Annotated in this window: 11 protein-coding genes and 1 tRNA gene; 8 read left to right on the forward strand and 4 right to left on the reverse strand. The window is 42.1% G+C overall.

Annotated elements, in window-relative coordinates; genetic code table 11:
- Positions 1-32: 32 nt before the first annotated feature.
- Positions 33-1,316 (reverse strand): DHH family phosphoesterase, encoded by a 1,284-nt coding sequence (locus tag V7K46_RS14770; protein ID WP_335114283.1) that lies wholly within the window; start codon positions 1,314-1,316, stop codon positions 33-35.
- Positions 1,317-1,957: 641 nt separating this feature from the next.
- Positions 1,958-2,455 carry an HNH endonuclease gene (locus V7K46_RS14775; RefSeq protein WP_273763553.1) on the reverse strand — a complete coding sequence of 166 codons (498 nt, stop codon included), beginning with the start codon at positions 2,453-2,455 and terminating at the stop codon, positions 1,958-1,960.
- 249 nt (positions 2,456-2,704) lie between these two features.
- Between V7K46_RS14775 and alr the strand changes: the two genes are divergently transcribed.
- The gene (gene alr / locus V7K46_RS14780) at positions 2,705-3,892 is read left to right on the forward strand and encodes an alanine racemase (RefSeq protein WP_335114285.1); all 1,188 of its coding nucleotides are present in this window, start codon (positions 2,705-2,707) and stop codon (positions 3,890-3,892) included.
- A gap of 114 nt (positions 3,893-4,006) precedes the next feature.
- Positions 4,007-4,088 (forward strand) — tRNA-Leu (locus V7K46_RS14785).
- Positions 4,089-4,435: 347 nt separating this feature from the next.
- On the opposite strand, the gene V7K46_RS14790 is transcribed toward V7K46_RS14785, so the two are convergent.
- The gene (locus tag V7K46_RS14790) at positions 4,436-6,280 is read right to left on the reverse strand and encodes an SUMF1/EgtB/PvdO family nonheme iron enzyme (RefSeq protein WP_335114287.1); all 1,845 of its coding nucleotides are present in this window, start codon (positions 6,278-6,280) and stop codon (positions 4,436-4,438) included.
- A 119-nt stretch (positions 6,281-6,399) separates the two neighbouring features.
- On the opposite strand from V7K46_RS14790, the gene V7K46_RS14795 reads away from it, so the two are divergent.
- On the forward strand, positions 6,400-6,612 hold the full coding sequence (locus tag V7K46_RS14795) for a DNA-binding domain-containing protein (RefSeq protein WP_298910263.1): 213 nt from the start codon (positions 6,400-6,402) through the stop codon (positions 6,610-6,612).
- A 28-nt stretch (positions 6,613-6,640) separates the two neighbouring features.
- A complete protein-coding gene (locus V7K46_RS14800) occupies positions 6,641-7,057 on the forward strand; it encodes a Pepco domain-containing protein (RefSeq protein ID WP_335114289.1) in 417 nt (138 codons plus the stop codon).
- A 172-nt stretch (positions 7,058-7,229) separates the two neighbouring features.
- Here V7K46_RS14800 and V7K46_RS14805 read toward each other — a convergent pair whose 3' ends face one another.
- Positions 7,230-7,481 (reverse strand): hypothetical protein, encoded by a 252-nt coding sequence (locus V7K46_RS14805; protein ID WP_335114291.1) that lies wholly within the window; start codon positions 7,479-7,481, stop codon positions 7,230-7,232.
- A gap of 531 nt (positions 7,482-8,012) precedes the next feature.
- Between V7K46_RS14805 and V7K46_RS14810 the strand changes: the two genes are divergently transcribed.
- The 4 genes from V7K46_RS14810 to V7K46_RS14825 all read left to right on the forward strand — a co-directional run bounded on the left by V7K46_RS14810 (position 8,013) and on the right by V7K46_RS14825 (position 13,059).
- A complete protein-coding gene (locus V7K46_RS14810) occupies positions 8,013-9,080 on the forward strand; it encodes a response regulator (RefSeq protein WP_335114293.1) in 1,068 nt (355 codons plus the stop codon).
- 209 nt (positions 9,081-9,289) lie between these two features.
- The gene (locus V7K46_RS14815; RefSeq protein WP_335114295.1) at positions 9,290-9,667 is read left to right on the forward strand and encodes a response regulator; all 378 of its coding nucleotides are present in this window, start codon (positions 9,290-9,292) and stop codon (positions 9,665-9,667) included.
- Positions 9,668-9,671: 4 nt separating this feature from the next.
- Positions 9,672-10,169, forward strand: coding sequence for a chemotaxis protein CheW (locus V7K46_RS14820; RefSeq protein WP_335114297.1), 498 nt, complete (start codon positions 9,672-9,674; stop codon positions 10,167-10,169).
- Positions 10,170-10,230: 61 nt separating this feature from the next.
- Entirely contained in the window at positions 10,231-13,059 is a 2,829-nt protein-coding gene (locus tag V7K46_RS14825; protein ID WP_335114299.1) for a methyl-accepting chemotaxis protein, read from the forward strand.
- Positions 13,060-13,065 lie beyond the last annotated feature (6 nt).

Consider the following 13,065-nt stretch of genomic DNA (forward strand, 5'->3'; position numbering starts at 1 on the left):
CATGAGTTAGGAGTTCGCCTTATCCTCTTCCTCTATTCTGACTGAATCGGGTTGTCTCTAGGATTAACCAACCTCAGCAGTTTTTGCTTAATTTGAGCATCGAATACTTCCCATTTCATTTTTGCATAGGCGGAATTTTCGTTGCTGCCAGATAAGAAACCCATTGGAATTTCAAAGCCGCCTGCGCTTGTCCTTCCACCGCCAAAAAACCGCCCAGCGCTATCTTGTCCAAAGGCTTCTTTGATGAATTCATCAGGGTCAAGGGTAAGTTTGGTGGTTCTTAGGGAGCCGATGACTATTTCTAGTTCTTCGTCTTCATCATGAACAATGCCGAAAACTACGGCGGTGTGGACGTTTTCTTCAGTGACGAGAAAATCAGCCGCTTGGGGGATGGCATCGCGGTCATCGTAGCGTAAGTAACCGACACCAGCAATGGAAAAGTTATTTTGAACGATGCGGTTTTTGAGCGATCGCTCGATCACATCCATTACCCGCTTGGAACAGTTCGCCTGTAAAATGGCGTTTAGCAATTGGGCGTCATAAAATCGGCTTAAATACGCAGCTGCCATAAAGTCTTCTTCTTGCGCTTGCATTAGCCGATTTGTATCTGATCGCAAGCCGTGCATCAAGGCAGTAGCGCATTTGACGTGTTGATTTATGCTGCTATCTAATGCCAGTAATCCCGTTTGCAGGTATTGAGTAAAAATTGTTGCCGTGGCTCTTACATAGGGACGGATATCCTCAAACTCTGACTGGAGATCACCTTGGATACTGTGATGGTCGATCAGGGCTACTAGGGGAATTCCAGCCTGCTGCACCGCTGACAGTAGCTGTGAAGTGGTTCCCTGGTTATCAATTAATACAAAACCTTGATAAGATGACAAATCTTTGGTTTTCAAGGTTTGCGGTGTCCAGCGGTGGATAGGTAAATTAGTCAGCCTCACCAAGGCAATATTTTCTTGATGGCTCAATGCGCCAGCATAAATGATTTCACATTTGATATCATATTGCTGGGCAATTAACTGGTAAGCCCAGGCACAGGAAAGGGCATCAGGGTCAGGAAAATCTTGCAGAATTATCAGTTGGCGATCGTGTCGGTGTGCCAGAAAGGTTTTTTGCAGTTCTTCTGACTTTTGTTGTACCAGAGAATTACCACGGTGATTGAGATATATAGCTCCTTCACCTACCGATGGCGGTAATGACGGACTCTTAAATGCAACTTCCACTGGCGCTTTCTCGATTTCAGGTTCCTCTGGGTTTGGCTCTGTGGTCAATGACAAACTCTCTAAATGAGTAACGGGAGAATTCAAGTACATAGGGAACTTTTTTAAAGTGTGAGGCTCCTTTAATTCAGAAATACTACGAGCAGCAATTCACTGAATTTAGCCACTTTCTTATGATCTTCGCAAAAATATCAAGACATTGCACTATACATCTAAGTATATTTTTTATCCGTAACAGCGCTCAAGAATCAACTAAATTCCACTAGAGAGTGTATAAGCCCTGGAAACAAGGAAGTTTAGGATATCGGGCTGTATCTGGCAGCATATAATCTGTTTTAGGAGCTTTTTTCTCTTCCGTAAATTTAATAAGCGAAATTTTTATCTGACTTAGGGTATACTTCCTATTTTATACTTTCAGGCTAGTCTTTGATATTTGAAATATTCTTATGCTCAATCCTCTCATTATTGTGACTATTGAGCAATTAACAATTATTTTTAATGAACAGCGCTAGCAACCTACTAGCGTCGGCTGCTGTCTTTATTACCTAGATTTATGCAGACTACTGCGTTGGTTCTGCCAAAAAATGTGCATTACAATGCCTGGACAAACCTGAGCCAACAGACAATTTGTTAAAGCAAATGTGTCCAACACAATTTTAGCCAGACTCTAAAAATAAGCACAAACGCGAACCTGTGACTATTTATTTATGCTTTTAGGATTAGGTTACGTCATGTCAAAGACCTATAACATACTTTTGCCACTCTGTATGTAGTCCACTCTTAAGATGTTTGCTGACCTCGAAATAGAGGCTGCTATAAGGTTGGCGGGGAGGATGACGCAAAGGCATATGAGCTTCGTGGGGAGTGCGACTGCCTTTTTTGACATTGCAACGGACACAAGCTGTCACAATGTTTTCCCAGGTATCGCCCCCGCCGCGCGATCGCGGTATTACATGGTCTAAGGTCAACTCATCCCCTGTGTAACCACAGTATTGACAGCCATGACCGTCACGGTGCAATATATTTCGGCGAGTCAGAGGAATTTCTTTATAAGGAACGCGTACATAATGACGCAACCGGATCACGGTCGGCAACGGGAAATCCGAATAAAGGAATTTACCATTGTGTTCCACGCGTTCTGCTTTGCCCTTGATTAACAGAACCGCAGCACGACGCCAACTCGTTATATTGAGAGGTTCGTAAGATGCGTTTAAGACTAAAACCTTCCCCATTTATCTGCGCTCAGGGTATTAGCTTTACATAAATATTAACACAAATACACCCTGCTAGGGAGATGAGAATAAATTATACTTTCGAGAGAATTCCGAAATTAAGTTATGAGTTGAGAGTTAATAATGCAACATCTTGTATGAATTCCAATATGAAGGGTAAACTTCCTATTTAATCTGATATCGCTTTTAGGAGCGTGTATAGATAGATAACTTGGAAGTTTAGCCGTGGTGCAATAGGAGTCAGTACAAATGTTAAGTCGCAAACAAATCCCTGGTGTAGTTTCTAATCAGCAGTGCGACACCTACGCGTGGTTTTCGCAACGAGCCTGGGTAGAAATTGATTTAGGGGCGTTGTCGTACAATATACAGCAATTAGTGCAGTTTTTATCACCGCGTACCCAGTTGATGGCGGTAGTAAAAGCTGATGCTTATGGACATGGAGCGGTAACAGTCGCCCAAACTGCAATCCAATCGGGAGCTAGTTGGCTAGGAGTTGCTACAGTTCCAGAAGCTATTCAATTGCGAGAAGGCGGAATTCAAGCGCCCATTTTGATTTTAGGGGCAACTCATACACCAGAGCAGATTCATGCGATCGCCCACTGGAAACTTCAGCCGACACTCTGTAGCCCTAAACAAGCTTTGGTATTTTCCGATGCCCTAGAATCCATGAATTATGGTTCCCCTATCCCAGTACATATCAAATTAGACACGGGAATGTCCAGGTTAGGAACTAACTGGCAGCAAGCTGGCGAATTTGTGCAATTAGTGCAGCGCTTACCACATCTATCTATTGCCAGTATTTATTCCCATTTGGCAACAGCAGATGATCCTGACACCACGGCAATGGAAGAACAGCATAAACGATTTGAGCAAGCGATCGCTCAAATCAAAGCAATGGGAATAGAACCGCCCTGCTTGCACTTAGCAAACTCAGCGGCTGCACTCACAAATCCGGCATTGCACTACGACATTGTGCGAGTAGGTTTAGCGGTTTACGGACTCTACCCAGCAACCCATTTACAAAATGCGATCGACCTCAAGCCCGTTTTGGAACTTAAAGCACGAGTCACCCAAGTTAAAACAATTGCCGCAGGAACTGCTGTCAGCTACGGGCATCAATTTATTGCCCCGCGTGAACTCCGCCTCGCTGTTGTGGGAATTGGCTATGCTGACGGTGTTCCTCGCGGTCTTTCCAACAAAATGCAGGCGTTAATTCGCGGTCAACGAGTATCGCAAATTGGGACAATTACAATGGATCAGTTGATGCTGGATGTGAGTGCTATACCCAATATCCAAGAAGGAGAAGTAGTCACCTTACTAGGCGAACAGGGAAAAGAACAAATTTCAGCGGACGATTGGGCAGAAGAATTAAACACTATTTCCTGGGAAATTCTCTGCGGGTTCAAGCATCGTCTGCCTCGTGTTGCAGTCATGTAATTGAGTACTTGTACTGAGCGAAGTCGAAGTATGGGGCATAGGAAATTAATTTTTCCCTTGTCCCACATTTTCCCTTTCCAGAAATAATTTATTATGGTATTATAATAAACTGATGCGGATATGGCGAAATTGGCAGACGCGCTAGATTTAGGTTCTAGTTCCGAAAGGAGTGAAGGTTCAAGTCCTTTTATCCGCACTTGCAAGTTTGTGATCGCTCAGTTATTGGGTAAACGCTGGTTTGCTTTGGGAATCTGCTGCGTTACACCACGCCAACACACCTAAATATTTTAGATAAATTTAAGATTAATAGGATTTACGCAAGCGTGAAGAAAAACCAGCCTTTGCGATTACTTCGCTTCTCTAGAAGAGGCTGCGCCAACGCTCGTAATGACGTAAAATCGTAGTCCGTGCGTAAGTCCTAATTAATTTTCTCTATAATTGAGCCTTTGATTTTCAAAAAAAAATTAGATCGTTCTGCTTCGCTACACTCAAAAAGGATAAAGAAAATAAGAGCAAAGGGCAAAAGAGCTAAAGTGTAAAGGGTTAAAGAGTCCTCCCAACCCCGCAGACAACACGAAAACCAATAACGTCGGAGATGCTGTCGCGCTCCGCCCTATAGAGGAAGTTGCGGGACGCGGAACGGCAGTAGGCAGGACTGAGTATCCAGCAACCGCCCCGCAGAATACAAGACTGATTATTATCTATCCATGCACTTGCATCTCTAGGCGCTCCTTTATAGGTGTCATGCCAACTATCTTGACACCACTCCCAGACATTCCCGTGCATATCGTACAATCCAAAGGCGTTGGGTGGAAAACTTCCTACATCTATTGTTTCTCCACGATTTTTTCCTTTTGGCTCAGAAGCGTAAGTAGAATTTCCATCGTAGTTAGCTAATTGTGTCGTTATCGTCTCGCCGAAGTGAAATGGTGTATTTGTTCCTGCACGACAGGCATATTCCCATTCAGCTTCACTAGGTAGACGATATTGCTTGTTTGTATATTTCGAGAGGCGATCGCAAAACTCAACTGCATCGTTCCAAGATACTTGCTCTACTGGTCGTTTATCTCCTTTGAAATTAGATGGGTCTGTTTTCAGATCACGCTTAACTTTGGGTAGTGCTGCTACTTTTTTCCATTGCGCTTGGGTGACTGGATATTTACCCATGAAGAATGATTCAACCGTTACTTCGTGCTGAGGTTTTTCGTGATTACTTCCTTCCCCTGATGGTGAACCCATCAGGAATTTGCCACTGGGAATCGCAATCATTTCCAAGCTGACACCATTTCCTAAGTCTTCGGTGAAATATTGGGCTTTACTTCTGTCTCGTTTCACCTCTTGACCACTTGCATTTATGTTCACCACCTCAAACTGAAAAACCTGTAGTCCAGCTTGATGTCCTGTAGGTGCTGGCTCAGAAACTACTGATCTATCTCCCCTTGGTAAAGTAATAACTTCAGGATTTTTTGGAGGTGCAGAAGACTCTCCAAGTCGCTGGGGAATTCTAGAAAATGCCTCAATTGCTTGCATATCGGAACCCCTAGCAGCCACATTCACGCGAATCCATAACTGTCTGGCTAATTCCCACTCTCCTTTGACTTCCGCTTGATAAGCGTCAAGTTTCATCGTGGCAATATCATGGAGAGTGGCATAATCGGGCAACAAAATTAAGTGTAATTTGGTGGCTGGTTCGGCGATCGCATAGGGATGTTGTGGAGTTTTCCGGTGCGTTTGATTTATTGTGGGAACTCTCCATTGTAAATATCGCTCCAGCCTTTCTACTGTGGCACAGTTTCCTTCACCTGCTATCTCCAACCCGTCTAACAACGCCTGGGTAAATGAGCCGTGTTGCAACTGCTCAATTTCATAAGACTTTTGACTGGGACTGCAAGAGTAAAAGGTGACTACTCCCTGATGTTCTTCACCAATACCCTCTCCTCGCCTGCTTCCTTGATCGCGGCAGGCATCTAAAAACAACACGACATTATCTGCTCCACTACGGCGCAATCTTTGGGTAACAAAATCAACAGGGATTGCCGTATGTTCTACATCACCTGGATCGCTATCCATCAGCATAAGATAATCACGGTCAGCTGACCGACAACCGTGACCCGCAAAGAAAAACCAGAGATTATCCCCTGATGCCAATAGTGGCTTTTCAAAGTTTGCCCGTAAAAACCGCCGCAAGTTACCGTAAGTAGGCTGAGTGGGAATGGGTGGAGAAGTGGGAATTGCAATTGAATCCTCTGTAAACAGAAACACTCTGTCAAACCGCACTTCCTTTTCAAACCAATCGCGCATAGCTTCGGCATCTAATTTGGCGTAGTTTAGGTGCTGAAGATTGTTGTACTGGTTAATGCCGATCGCGATCGCCCAATTTTTAGCCATTTCTGCGTTGATATTGACTAATCTGTTCTTCGCTATTGCAAGTTTACGTGTTACTACTGAATAATAGTAATGCACTGTCATGCAGTTAATAGTCTAAAACTAAAAAATAATTGCCTGCCATGACCAAACCTCAAATTGTCGTCAGAATTCCCCCGTATCTTCTAGAAAAGCTTAACAACTACGCTCAACAGACTGGCACATCTAAAACTGAGGTAGTAGTTGGCGCTTTGGCGCACTATTTAGGATGTGTTGAAAATTTACCATTAAACCAAAGAGTTGCCGAACTCGAAGCGAGAACGGCGGTGCTAGAAGCTTTGGTAAAAGCTAGTTAAATCAAGAATAATTTCAATAATAAAATTTATGTCAGCAGAAAACTCAACACCAAAAGCCATCTGGATTATTACTGAAGAAACGGCTGAAACATCAAGTACCACCAATGAAACATTCAGAAATATTGGAGCAAGAAGCAGTGGAGATAGAGGAGGACGACTTGGAGTTGAAACCACTGAAGAAATAGTTGTGAGCCGAAAAAAAGACGAAATAGTAATTACTAGACGCAAAGTAGAGGTAACTAAACTCAAGCAAGAAATGAAGGGGTTTCTGGAAGCAATGCGGGAAATGCTTGATGAAGCTGATCAACCAGATTCTAAGATGCAGCTCAATGAGGTGGAACTCTCAGTAGAAGTCAATGCCGAAGGACAAATCAGTTTGTTCGGGATTGGTGGTGGTAAAGCCGGGGGAAAAGGAGCGATGACTTTTAAATTCAAGCGGAAATAAATGGTAGTTGAATATGGCTAAGAATTGGGCGATTGTTGTTGGGATTAATCACTATGAGAATCTGCGTAGGCTAGCAAAAACCGCAGGCATCACTAAACTTTGCCAAGCGAGATGCTTCTGCGATCGCAACTTGGTTTCGACAAGAAGCCAAGTTGCGATCAAGTTTTCCTCTTCACTGATGATTCTCCCGGAATTGCAGCATCTCATCCAAGGCGGCGGCTAACCCTGTGGCTTTATTAATTCCTGACGGTAGCACCATCACCGCACCTTTATTCAATATGACTTGTAATTCTAATCCCATCTGGCGGATAGTTTCTAAAACTATGGTTTCTTGGGGATGCCAAGTGGCGACAATTACACGGCCAACTGACAGGGGCTTGACTTGGCGATCGCGCAAGTTTTTTGGACAACTAGAACAATTCACCTGGAGACGCCGGTTAATTTCACGCCTTTTTGTGGTACTGTCATTAGCCCTTCTGAATTATGTTTTGTTTTTGTTAAAAAAACCAGTATTATTGCTGTGGTCAAATTGAAGTTACTCGATACAAAGTGGCTTCATCTAGCCCTTAGCTAGTTAAAGACTAGATTTTACTTAAGTGTAAATACAGCAGTACAAACGTATTACTGTCAATAAAATCGGTATTATTCCTGTGGTCAGATAGGGGTTACTCAATGGAAAGTGGCTTCATATACTCTTGACATTTTTATGTCTTGTTCTCCAAAGATGTCTGTAAATCTCGGTAACAGGAAGTAAATTAATAATAATTTACGAATTTACTGAGATTTGATCATTTGAAAATAACGCTGTTGTCGTTGAGTTTCACCACAATCCCTAAATATAAACTGATGTATTTTAAAATACAAAGGCTTTATCCTTTTTACTTAATTGCAATTGTGGAATAACTCTGCACAAATTTAGCTTACACCTATCGAATTTAGCTGAAGTAAAAGTAAAATGAGCACAACTCCTATAGGTAGCTACAGGTTATTCCAGAAACTACATCCGCTATCTCTGTTGGCACAATTAACCAGTCGGCGTGCTACAGGCTGCTTAAATATATTTACTGAAATAGTTTCTTGGTCAATCTATCTAGAGGACGGGAAACTTACTTATGCCTCCTATTCAGATAAACTATTTGAGCGCCTTGACAGTCACTTGCGACGCTTGAGCCAGCAAATTCCTGCTCTCAACAGCGCTACTCGCGTGCAGATGCGGCTGATGTTTGAGACGAAGAATGAACATCAATCAATATCAAATGCGGATTACCAAGCTATTTGTTGGTTAGTAAATCAAAACTATATCACCTCTGTGCAAGCAGCAAGGCTGATAGACGAATTGGCAAAAGAAGTACTGGAATCATTTCTATGCTTAAAAGAAGGTAGCTATGAATTCAGTCCTGAAAGCTCTTTAAATGAACTACCAAAGTTCTGTTGCCTGGATTTGCGGTTACTTGTTGAACACTGTCAAAAGCAGTTACGAAATCGGCAAAATATCCAGTCATCAATTCCGGCTGGTAGAAGTTCCCAAGTTTTGTCTAAAATACAACCGTCTCAAGTTCAGCCACAACTGCAAATAAAACTTGGGCAAAAATTGCCGATACAAATCAATTTTGATATTCCTGAGAATAATAAAACTACTCAGCCACCTGTTGGCAAAAAACTATATACAATTGCCTGTATCGATGATAGCCAAACAGTTTTAAATTCAATCAAACACTTTTTGGATGAAAACACCTTTTCAGTTGTGATGATCAATGATCCGGTAAAAGCTTTAATGCAAATTCTCCGGAGTAAGCCCGATCTGATTTTGCTAGATGTTGAGATGCCAAGTTTAGATGGCTACGAGCTATGTTCTTTATTACGGAAACATTCGGCTTTTAAAAATACACCGATCATTATGGTGACTGGTAGAACAGGATTTATCGACAGGGCAAAGGCTAAGTTAGTCAGATCATCAGGATATTTGACTAAGCCTTTTACACAATCAGAATTGCTAAAAATGGTTTTTAAGCATCTTGGTTAATTTAGTAGTCAGAATTCCGGAGTCAGAAGAAATGAGACAACCAGCAAAGACATTTCAAGACTTGATACTTTGGCAGAAGGCACATCAATTTACTTTATTCTTATATCAATTTTCTAAAATTGGCATGTTCATTCTGAATTGTGATTCCTGACTCCTGAATTCTTATACCAAATTTAATCGCCTTAAGTTACTTTTTAGGAGATTTCGTAGTGAGCCTGACTTTACTTGTCACAATTCTGATTGTAGAAGATTCTCCCAGCGAATTGGAATTAATGAGCCATTATCTTAAAGAGAGTGGTTACAACGTAATTAAAACTTCTGGTGCAAAAGAAGCTTTAGAAAAAGCTGTGTTAGAAAAACCAGATGCGATCGTTACTGATGTAGTAATGCCCGAAATGAGTGGATTTGAATTGTGTCGTTCTCTAAGAAGAAATCCGATTACTGCAAAAGTGCCGATTGTAATTTGTAGTTCCAAAAATCAAGAAATTGACCGTTTGTGGGCAATTAAACAAGGTGCAGATGCCTATATAACTAAACCTTACACCCGCGAACATCTCCTGCGTACTATTAAATCAGTGGTAATTTGAATCAATGACTAGTACAAACATTACACTTCCTTCAAAACCAATCCAAAATAATTTAGCAGATGGTTATCTAAAGTTTCAGCTAAATCAACAGACTACTGCTGTTTTATCAATGAAACATACGCAAGAAGCAATCATTGTGCCTATTGAATCTATCACCTCAATGCCTAATATGCCACCCTGCATATTAGGATTAATGAATTGGCGGAGTCGGATAATTTGGGTAGTTGATTTGCCCAGAATGCTCAATTTAGAATCTCTAGATTATCGACTGCGACAGTACAATGCGATCATTATTCGCGTGGAATCATTGGTGTTGGGCTTAGTTGTCCAAGAAATAAAAGGTACAACTAAGTTTGCAGTTGATGCTATTCATTCTCCCATAGGACAAGTGGCATCTAGTTTAGTTCCTTATTTATGTGGGTGTGTTGTGCAACAGGAAGAAATATTACTGGTATTAGATGCACAGGCGATTGTGCAGTCTTCTATTCTCCGCAGTGATTAGGGTGTACTACTAAAAAAAGATTTTTAGTGTTCTTATTCACGTACTTAGGAGAACTACTTTTATGTTTAATAAAACCAACACGAATCAAGGTAGTGGCGCTCAAAATCGAGCATCGCTGATTTCATCCCAAAAAATCACTGGTACTGTAGTAAAGCTACCAAGTAAGCTAACTCCTGAAAGGGCTAAGAATTCTTCCCTAAATCAGGCTATTGCCTCTTTTACAAGGCTGGGATTAGTTAAGAAAGCGACTATTTTAGCGATCGCAATCGGTACAATACCAGTATTGGGCATAGGCGCGATCGCTTTTAGCTTTGTCAACAAGTCAATTACTAAGCAAATTACTCAATCTCAACAAGCCGAAGCCACTGGTTTAAGTGATAAACTTAACCGTTTTATGTTGGGACGCTACGGTGATATTCAGGTAATATCAAGTTTGCCTTTTTTGACAAATTCCCAAACTAGTGCCGGTATCACCACTCAAGAAAAACAAGCAGTTTTAGATCGTGTTGTCGAAGCCTACAAAGCTTATGACAGTATTGCCGTCTTTGATCGCCAAGGTAACTTGATTGTGCAATCCACAGGCGAACCCCTGGAAAACCAAAAAGACCGTACCTTTTTTCAAGACACTCTGCAAAAAGATACTCCTATAATCAGCAAACCGGAAGCAGCAAAAAATACAGGTAAACTGAGTATTTATATAGCTGCACCCGTTAAAGAGACAAGCACGGGCCAAACTATTGGCGTGGTACAAGCACGTATGCCCGTAAAATCTTTAGAGGAAGTCATCAAAAACTACGTAGCCAATGGAGAACAATACTATTTGCTCGATGCTTCGGGAACAGTTTTCTTGAGTCCACAAAAAGAATTATTGGGGAAACAGGCAAAGGGAGAGTATTCTAATTTAGCTAAACTCCTTGCAGCCAAAAAAGTAGATAGTTTTATAGAAGTTCCCAAAACTCACAAAAAACAAGAATTAGTCAGCTACGTACCAGCCAGTAAGTTAGACGGCTTGCCAGATTTAAACTGGCAAGTACTTTTATCCACAGATACAGCAATTTTATTTGAGCCGCAAAGACAATTGTTGTGGATTATAGCCATTGGTACAGCACTGACAGCATTGATTGTGGCTGCGATCGCATCTCGATTAGCTAAACTTACTACACAGCCAATTATCAATGCGACTGCGGCATTAGCAAAGCTTGGTCAAGGTAAATTCAACACCCGTCTGGAAATTGAAAGAGAAGACGAATTAGGGGTATTGAGTGCAAATATCAACCAGATGGCCGAACAATTGCAGGTTTTAGTTAAGGAACAAGAACTGGATGTTGAAGGCGTAAAATTATTAGCAGATATTACCCGACAAATTCGGATAACTCTCAAAACCGAAGATATTTATCATGCAGCAGTAAAAGAAGTTCAGCGATCGCTAAAAACAGATCGGGTAATCATTTATAGTCTGAATCCAGATACTTGGGATGGCATCGTCGTTGCTGAATCGGTAACTGGTAATTGGCCGGAAATGATCGGAGTGCAAATCGACGACCCCTATTTTCGGGAACGTTATCTAGAAACTTCTCATGATAGCCGGGTGCAAGCAGTTGCTAACATTCATCAAGACCAAAGCTTGAAAAATGCCAATGGTTACATTCAACTGTTGGAAAAATTTGCTGTCAAAGGTCATTTGATTGTACCGATTATAGCCCAAGAACAACTTCTCGGCTTATTAATTGCTCATCATTGCGAAACTCCTCGTATTTGGCAACAGCCGGAAATTGACTTGTTTCAACAGATAGCAACTCAAATTGGCTATGCCTTGGAACAAGCCAAGTTGTTAGAGGAGATAGAACAAGCTAGGAATGTTGCAATAATCGGTTCTGACGACGAACGGCATCAAAAAGAAATACTGCAACAGCAACTTTTAGAACTGCTCAACGACGTAGAAAGTGCAGCCAGAGGTGACTTGACAGTGCGTGCAGACGTGACCTCTGGAGAAATAGGCACTGTTGCCGACTTTTTCAACTCCATTGTAGAAAGCCTCCGGGATATTGTTACCCAAGTTCAACAGGCTGCTATCTACGTGAATACTGCTATTGGCTCTAACGAAGGGGCCATCCGCCACTTAGCAGAGGAAGCACTCACCCAAGCTGCCGAAATCAACCGCACCCTCGATGCTGTTGACGAAATGACCCAATCTATGCAGTCCGTAGCTGAAAGCGCCGAAAAAGCTGCTTTCATTGCTAACCACGCCGCCCACACCGCCACTGAGAGTGGACACGCAATGGATTTGACAGTACAAAATATCCTGTCTTTGCGGGAAACTGTGGGTGAAACTGCTAAAAAAGTGAAACGTTTAGGAGAATCTTCTCAACAAATTTCTCGCGTGGTGTCCTTGATTAACCAAATCGCCATCCAAACCAACTTGCTTGCCATCAACGCGGGTATTGAAGCAGCGCGTGCGGGTGAAGAAGGTGAAGGTTTTGCCGTAGTTGCGGAAGAAGTCGGCGAATTAGCAGTCAGGAGTGCCGCTGCAACCCAAGAAATTGAAGAAATTGTTGAAAATATCCAACGAGAAACCAGTGAAGTGGTGCAGGCGATGGAAATAGGAACCACCCAAGTGGTAGAAGGGACTCGAATTGTGGAGTCAGCTAAACAAAGTCTGAGTCAAATTTTGGATGTATCGCATCAAATTGACTCCTTGGTGCAGTCGATTTCTACTGCAACTGCATCTCAGGTAGAAACATCGCAAAGTGTCACCCAATTGATGAAAGATATTGCTGCTGTATCACAACGCACAAGCGATTCTTCTCGCCAAGTTTCCGAATCTCTGCAACAAACTGTGGATATTTCCCAGCAGTTGCAAGAGACTGTGGAGACTTTCAAAGTTAGTTAGTGGTCA

The sequence above is a fragment of the Nostoc sp. genome, assembly GCF_036917395.1.
In the GTDB taxonomy this organism is placed as follows: domain Bacteria; phylum Cyanobacteriota; class Cyanobacteriia; order Cyanobacteriales; family Nostocaceae; genus Nostoc.

Excerpts from the sequence above, each read along its gene's own strand:
- V7K46_RS14795 (WP_298910263.1), top strand. The coding sequence starts at position 6,400 with ATGACCAAACCTCAAATTGTCGTCAGAATTCCCCCGTATCTTCTAGAA.
- alr (WP_335114285.1), top strand. The coding sequence starts at position 2,705 with ATGTTAAGTCGCAAACAAATCCCTGGTGTAGTTTCTAATCAGCAGTGC.
- V7K46_RS14820 (WP_335114297.1), top strand. The coding sequence starts at position 9,672 with ATGACTAGTACAAACATTACACTTCCTTCAAAACCAATCCAAAATAAT.
- V7K46_RS14790 (WP_335114287.1), bottom strand. The coding sequence starts at position 6,280 with ATGGCTAAAAATTGGGCGATCGCGATCGGCATTAACCAGTACAACAAT.
- V7K46_RS14775 (WP_273763553.1), bottom strand. The coding sequence starts at position 2,455 with ATGGGGAAGGTTTTAGTCTTAAACGCATCTTACGAACCTCTCAATATA.
- V7K46_RS14800 (WP_335114289.1), top strand. The coding sequence starts at position 6,641 with ATGTCAGCAGAAAACTCAACACCAAAAGCCATCTGGATTATTACTGAA.
- V7K46_RS14770 (WP_335114283.1), bottom strand. The coding sequence starts at position 1,316 with ATGTACTTGAATTCTCCCGTTACTCATTTAGAGAGTTTGTCATTGACC.
- V7K46_RS14810 (WP_335114293.1), top strand. The coding sequence starts at position 8,013 with ATGAGCACAACTCCTATAGGTAGCTACAGGTTATTCCAGAAACTACAT.
- V7K46_RS14825 (WP_335114299.1), top strand. The coding sequence starts at position 10,231 with ATGTTTAATAAAACCAACACGAATCAAGGTAGTGGCGCTCAAAATCGA.